Source organism: Paraburkholderia elongata, from assembly GCF_013177735.1.
Taxonomy (GTDB): domain Bacteria; phylum Pseudomonadota; class Gammaproteobacteria; order Burkholderiales; family Burkholderiaceae; genus Paraburkholderia; species Paraburkholderia elongata.
Genome location: NZ_WOEZ01000217.1, coordinates 21,880 through 28,256 on the forward strand (window position 1 = coordinate 21,880; position 6,377 = coordinate 28,256).

The following is a 6,377-nucleotide window of genomic DNA, read 5'->3' on the forward strand; positions in this document are numbered from 1 at the left end:
TGAGCTGTTGACGGGAAGTTGCTTTCTTCGATGCCGTGAAGCTTGCTGATAATAGTACGGGAGGTTGAGTTTCTGTGTAATTTGGATTGCTGATAGTGCGTATAAGGAAAGATAGTTGGCGAGGTTTTCGCCCCGCACGGTAACGTTCCTGCGAATGAAGGACGGCGTCGTTTGAGATGCGTCCGTACTCGAACAACCAGGAGACGACATGAAACCGGTGCGGCGTTGGAGGCACTCCGTCAATATTCGTGAGCAGCGCGCAGAGATTCGCTTCGGCGCGATCTACAAAGGCGCTCTCCAGGCGACAAGGCCTTTGGGAATTGTCCTGGCCGTCGCAGCGTGCTTTGCGTCGCCGCTCGGCGCGACTGAGGGCGGAGGCTCGTCCTATGCGCCGGGGGTGAACACAGTATGGTCCGGAATGATGCCGCCACCGGGCCTGTACGGCTACGTGTATCTGTCCAACTACAATGCTGCGCACACGCTCGATCAGCATGGTGACGACAAGTCTGGAATCGAGAATTTCAATCTTCACGTCCAGGCGGCATCGATACGCGTCGACTTAGTCTATCCGAGGGCCAAGTTCCTTGGCGCGGACGTCGAATCGCGGATCGCACTCCCGTACATCAAGGGAAATGTGGAGTTCAACGCGATGACGCCCAGAGGCCCGCTCTACCGGAGTGGACGGGCCTCCGGCTTCGGTGATCTCACGCTATCGCCGTTGTTGCTGGGATGGCATGGCACGTCGTTGCACCAGATCGCGGGGCTGGATATCTTTGCGCCGACTGGCGACTACGACAAGTCACGGTTGTTCAATCCCAGCCGGCATTACTGGTCGGTTGGTCCGTGGTATGCATTCACGGTGTTTGCTGGAGACCGTTGGGAATTCAACGGCAAGGCGATCTACCTGTTCAATTTTCGCAACGACGCGACTGACTACACGTCAGGACAGGAACTCAACCTCGACTATGACGCCGCCTACAACATCAATCGAACCTGGCAGCTTGGTGTAAGTGGGTATGTTTATCGGCAGATCACGAACGATAAGCAAGGTGGTGGTATCGCTCCTGTCGACGGCAATAAAGGACAAGTGCTTTCGATAGGTCCCTTCGTGAAGTTTCAAGGCGGAAAGACGTGGGGGGTTGTGGTCAAGTGGCAACACGAGACATTCGTGCGCAACCGGTCGAGGGGAGACCGAATCTGGTTGCAAGCCGCTGCCAAGTTTTAGTTTTACTATTTAGGATAGCGGATAAAGTGTCTGAGGATGGGCGATTTGCTGCGGCGGTATCAGGTGGCCGCCAAATGCGGCCGGGAGGTGATCGACCGGGTGCCGGTCGATGAAGCCAATCGGCTCAGGCATGATCGCCCGCAGCGGCGCGTGGTTAAACGGGCGCGGTGGCTGTTGTCGCGCAACCGCGAGAATCTGTCGGCCGAACACCAGATCAAGCTACGTGAACTGATGCAAGCCAATCAGGCCCTGATGACCGTCTACGTCCTCAAATCGTTGCTCAAGGACCTCTGACAGCCGATGACCGCGTGGCAATGGCGTCGAGCCTGGCGGGCTTGGCTGGCGCAGGCCTGCGCTAGCCACATCGACCCGCTCCGGCGCTTTTCCGACGAGCTCGCCAAGTACTGGCGCGGCATCCTCTCCCGCGTGCGCTGGTCGATGCATACCGGCCAGCTCGAAGCTATCAATAACCGCATCAAGGTCATGAAGCGCATGGCCTACGGCTATCGCAACAGCGCCTGCTCTATGAGGCGGAAAGCCGTGGTTGATCATAGGGGATGCCAAAGTAAAGTCAAATTAAGTCTACTGAGAGTGAACGTCCGAAGGCGAATTCTTTCCGGTCATTCCGGTGAAAGCCGCGATTGGCGGTTTGTGGCCGACTGCACCCGCTGAGATGCAGCGCCGCAAAGCTGCCGCTAGCCTAGGCGAGTTCTTTTGACTGGCAGCTTACGGTCAACCTGGCCGAATGCGTACAGTCGGCCACGAAGCGACGATCGCGACGCCTGTTTAAATGGCCGCTCGTCGTCGCAACTCGGTCGTTCAATATCGGGCAACCGGATAGGCCAGGCGCCCTGGTTCAGAAACTGCGGACAGGCCAGTCAATAGATCACCTTGACCGTGTCTTGCCGAATGGCGCCTTCCTTGCCCACCGCAGCTGACAGGCCATCGTTGCATCCATGAAGAACTGCGGAGATGTCATCCATCGTGCGTCTGCTTCACATAGCTTCGTCGAGCAACGGGTAGTCGTTGTAGCCGGTTTCGTCGTCCGCGTAGATGGTTTCCGGATTGACCGCATTGAGCGGCGCACCGCGTCGAAAGCGCTCCACCAGATCAGGGTTGGCGATAAAAGGACGCCCAAACGCCGCCGCGTCTGCGTCGCCGCGTTCGATGGCCAGTTCCGCACTCTCCCTCGTCAGCCCTTCATTGAGGATGTAGGCCCCTTTGAAGATACGCTGCACGTCACGGCCGATGCGATCGTCGCCGCGATCCAGCGCCTCGCGCGCGAAAATGAAAGCGATGTTGCGCGCGTTGAGTTGCTCGGCGACATAAGTGAACAGCGCGCGCGGATGCGAGTCGCGCATCGAGTATGAACTCGACATCAGGTTCAGATGCACGCCGATGCGGTCCGCCGGCCAAACCGTGAGCAACGCATCGACTGCCTCCAGCAGGAAGCGCGCGCGGTTCTCGATCGAGCCGCCGTAACGGTCGGTCCGCAGGTTCGATCCGTCGTGCAGAAACTGATCGAACAGGTAACCATTTGCCGCGTGAAGCTCGACGCCATCAAAACCAGCGCGTTGTGCGTTTGCGGCGCCAGCCCGGAAATCCTCGACGATGCCGGGAATTTCTTCGGTCTCCAGCGCACGCGGTATGGTGTACGGGCACCGAGGCTGCACGCGGGTGACATGGCCTTCCGGCGCAATGGCACTGGGGGCGACCGGAAGTTGGCCATCATGATAGACCGGGTCGGAAACCCGCCCGACGTGCCACAGCTGGGAGACAATCAGGCCACCCGCATCGTGTACCGCTGAAGTCACCTCTTTCCAGCCGGCAATCTGCTTCTCGGTCCAGATGCCCGGCGTGTTGGGATAGCCAACGCCCTGAGGCGTGACGGAAGTGGCTTCGGTAATGACGAGTCCTGCGCTCGCACGCAGCGCGTAGTGCCGCGCGTTGAGGACACCGGGACTACGCTCGGCGAACGCGCGCATGCGCGTGAGCGGTGCCATGACAATGCGGTTCGACAGTTTCAGCGCGCCAATCTGGATAGGATCGAAGAGTGTGGGCATCTGCGGGCTTCTCATTTCGGTGTTGAAGGTAGAAAGAACGGCTGCTCCGTTTCGATTAACTATGGAACGTCGTAAGGCATGCGTTTATCGTCACAGCACATTAGATGTAACAATAGTGGTTACAACATAAACCATCCAGGCCATCAGCACAAGCCTCTTGTCATGAACGGTCGCCGTCGATGAGACGCGAATGGCGCGAGCGGGGCGGTTTCGGCACGCCAATGGGACCATGCGTGTAGCCTGAAATCGTCCGTCTTTTAAGGCGGGGAGCGCGCGAGGTCACCGAACTCATCAAACATGTCAGGATTGACGACCCATGCTGTAACGAATATAGTTACAACTAAACTGACTAAGACAGGCTTTCTATGAGCGCCAACAGCCGCCTGACCGTGGCGACCCACATCCTGGCGTGGATGGCGCTCGTCGCGCGGGACAATCCTGACCCGGTCACGTCCGATCGGATCGCTGCGAGCGTCAACACCAATCCGGTGGTGATTCGTCGTACGCTTGGGTTGCTTGCGAAAGGCGGCCTTGTCGAGAGTTATCGCGGTGTCAATGCGGGATGGCGTCTGACCAGGAGTGCGGACGCAATCAGTTTGCTCGACGTCTTTAATGCACTTGAAGAGGGTGCGCACTTCGCGCTGCACCCTTCGCAGCCCAGCCAGACGTGCCCCATCGGGCGAGGCATCGGGTCGACGCTGAGGTACGTCTATGATTCGATCGACGATGGCGTTCGAAAGACGCTTGCCGCCACGACGATCGAAGCGGTACTCACAGACACTCTTGCATCGCGACCATCTAAAAAGCGCGGCTGAATCCGGGTCGGTTGTATCGGGGCACGTCGGCCTATAAGAGTGAGAGAACGAATCGTCGTTAAAGGGGCAACGGGACGAGTTGTCGGCCAATTGTGATGATCGAAAGTCTCAAGTAGTGCCACTTACGGCCCTTCGGTCGCCGTGGCTGAGTGTCTCAATCGGGTCGATCACGGTCTGCATTAACCTCGATAACACTTATCGGTGTATAGATCAATAATTGCGAGGACTAGGGACAGCGGAACGCGAGGACTCTGATGAGCATCCTCGGCGGTACCGCGACTTCGACGTGAGGCGTGGCATGGGCAGTGATCGGCCATTAAGCGATCGCGGTTGACGATACAGTGGCCGGAGGTAATGGAATGCCCCGAAACCTCCGTTTGTTGAACGTCAAAAGCCGGCGCTCGACGGTCCCACCTTCGTCCATTTGGCACCCTGATAAGCCGTGCTTCCAGCGGCGACCGGCCGCCCGATTCTGACCGTGCCACGACGGCCCTACGGTCGGCCAGTCACGCGCTGCACCATCGCGTAGAGCACCGACATCTGCAAGCCGCTCTTGAGTGCGTAGTTCGGGTCGTATTGATTGGAGTAGCCCCACCAGTCGAAGCATGCATTCGGGTTCGTCGGTCCGGGCGCGGACGACGCAATCGTGTCGGGATACAGGACCACCAGTTTGTTCGTGTCGGCCCATTCATTGATGCCCGCCTCGGTGACCCAGCGGTTGCCGATAAGTGATGCCTCCTGCAGACAGCCGTGGAGGGCGAGCACGAATCCGCACTTGTTCCCTTGCGCGCAGGCTTTGGGAACAAAAACGCTCCCAGTCGAACTCATAGAAAGGTTTGGCGACGCCCCGAACTCCGTTTGATCGAATGCGGACAGCGTACCCGACAGCTTTCCGTTGTTGCGCGGTTTCAATGGGCCGAGGAACATCGTCAGCCACGTTTGTACTGAATCGTAGACTGCGCCATTCGCCGAGCAGCGCACCATGTAGGGACTCCCGAGCGTGCCGCATGCAAGTTCGCCGTCAGGCGATTCCCAGCCGTGCTCGGCGGGATACGAATTGTCGAAGTGAACATTGGCTCCATAACGCTGGTATTCCGAGTTGAGGTCGGCCATCTCGAGCGGATTAACGACTTGGTCTTGCGTGCCGGACCAGAGGTAGACGGGCTGTCCACGCAGATTCGTCGCCGGGTCGATGGTGCCGAGGGACGATTGCGCGTCCAGGTACGTCTCGGATGCCGCAAGCGTGCTGTTGTACGACGCCTGATTCGACGGAAGCGTCAAGCCGCCACAGTTTGCCAAAGCTGTCGCGGCTCCTCCGGCGGCGGCACACCAGTACACTCCGCCAGCGTAGACAGCGGCCCCTTTGAAGGTCGAAGAGTGGGCAACGTGCATCTGCACTGCCGCAAAACCGCCAGACGAGATACCCGCGACGAAGACCTTCGTCGGGTCAATCTGATAGCGTTGAAGTTTTTCGATCTTGGACGTGTCCGCGGTGGGGCTCGACGTGGCCACTAACGCCTTTGCCGATGCTGCCAATGCACCGGCCTCCGTACCGGCCGAATCGCCACTACCGCCGCACCCGGCGAGGCCGATCGCCAACACAGCTGCCGACGCTAACCCCAAAGCCATCGTCATCATTGTCGTCTCCTCGTCGGAGTGGGATAAATTAGCAACATCGCTCCGCCCGTCGAACTACCGGCCGTTTTCAGCTTCCGCCTAAGACTCGCTAACACAAGTCATCGACAAAGCGCGAACAGCTGTTTACGGCATGCGATGCGCCCGACGATACCCCGGCACAGCAAAAATCGCTCCCGTAGCACTTGCAATCGTAAGCCTTAGGCGCGGAGTTAAAACGGTAAAGTCGAAGATTCCCAAACGACCGATTTACTCCATACGAGCCGTTCGCGCCGCGGGGCCTTGATTGGGAGCTCATGGTCGGCCACGGAAGTTTGATGCTGGGCGCGGCATGGGAGGATCGCTGGTGGCGCCTGGATTTCCGGGTTCGGCCACTTTCGGTCATTCGACGCCGACACCTACATTGTCGACAACCGCTAGATTCCTTGACTGAATTGATTGGGATGCGATTGAGTCAGGTTTTTCTACGCAGCAATCTTCGCTTCGTCGCACCATGTGTTGACGGCCTGTTGGGCGATGCGGAAGCTGCGTTGCAATGACGCTGGTGAGGCCGCAGGTGCCTGGGGGCTGACCAGTGCGAGGCCGGGGCGCAAGATGCGCGAGTACACGCGTGTATAGAACAGGGCCGTCTGCAACCCC

General features: G+C 58.7%; 4 protein-coding genes and 1 pseudogene. 3 read left to right on the forward strand and 2 right to left on the reverse strand.

Annotated elements, in window-relative coordinates:
• Nucleotides 1-208 precede the first annotated feature (208 nt).
• Entirely contained in the window at nt 209-1,225 is a 1,017-nt protein-coding gene (locus GNZ13_RS39025) for a SphA family protein (protein WP_172175153.1), read from the forward strand.
• Nucleotides 1,226-1,282: 57 nt separating this feature from the next.
• Nucleotides 1,283-1,744 (forward strand): annotated as a pseudogene (locus tag GNZ13_RS53035) (transposase); the annotation flags it as partial.
• A 476-nt stretch (nt 1,745-2,220) separates the two neighbouring features.
• Here GNZ13_RS53035 and GNZ13_RS39035 read toward each other — a convergent pair.
• Nucleotides 2,221-3,288, reverse strand: coding sequence for an alkene reductase (locus GNZ13_RS39035; protein ID WP_172175156.1), 1,068 nt, complete (start codon nt 3,286-3,288; stop codon nt 2,221-2,223).
• Nucleotides 3,289-3,653: 365 nt separating this feature from the next.
• Between GNZ13_RS39035 and GNZ13_RS39040 the strand changes: the two genes are divergently transcribed.
• Nucleotides 3,654-4,103, forward strand: a complete 450-nt coding sequence (locus tag GNZ13_RS39040) for an Rrf2 family transcriptional regulator (protein ID WP_172175159.1) — start codon at nt 3,654-3,656, stop codon at nt 4,101-4,103.
• A gap of 492 nt (nt 4,104-4,595) precedes the next feature.
• Here the strand turns inward: GNZ13_RS39040 and GNZ13_RS39045 are convergent, their stop codons facing one another.
• On the reverse strand, nt 4,596-5,741 hold the full coding sequence (locus tag GNZ13_RS39045) for an extracellular catalytic domain type 2 short-chain-length polyhydroxyalkanoate depolymerase (RefSeq protein ID WP_172175162.1): 1,146 nt from the start codon (nt 5,739-5,741) through the stop codon (nt 4,596-4,598).
• Nucleotides 5,742-6,377: the final 636 nt, after the last annotated feature.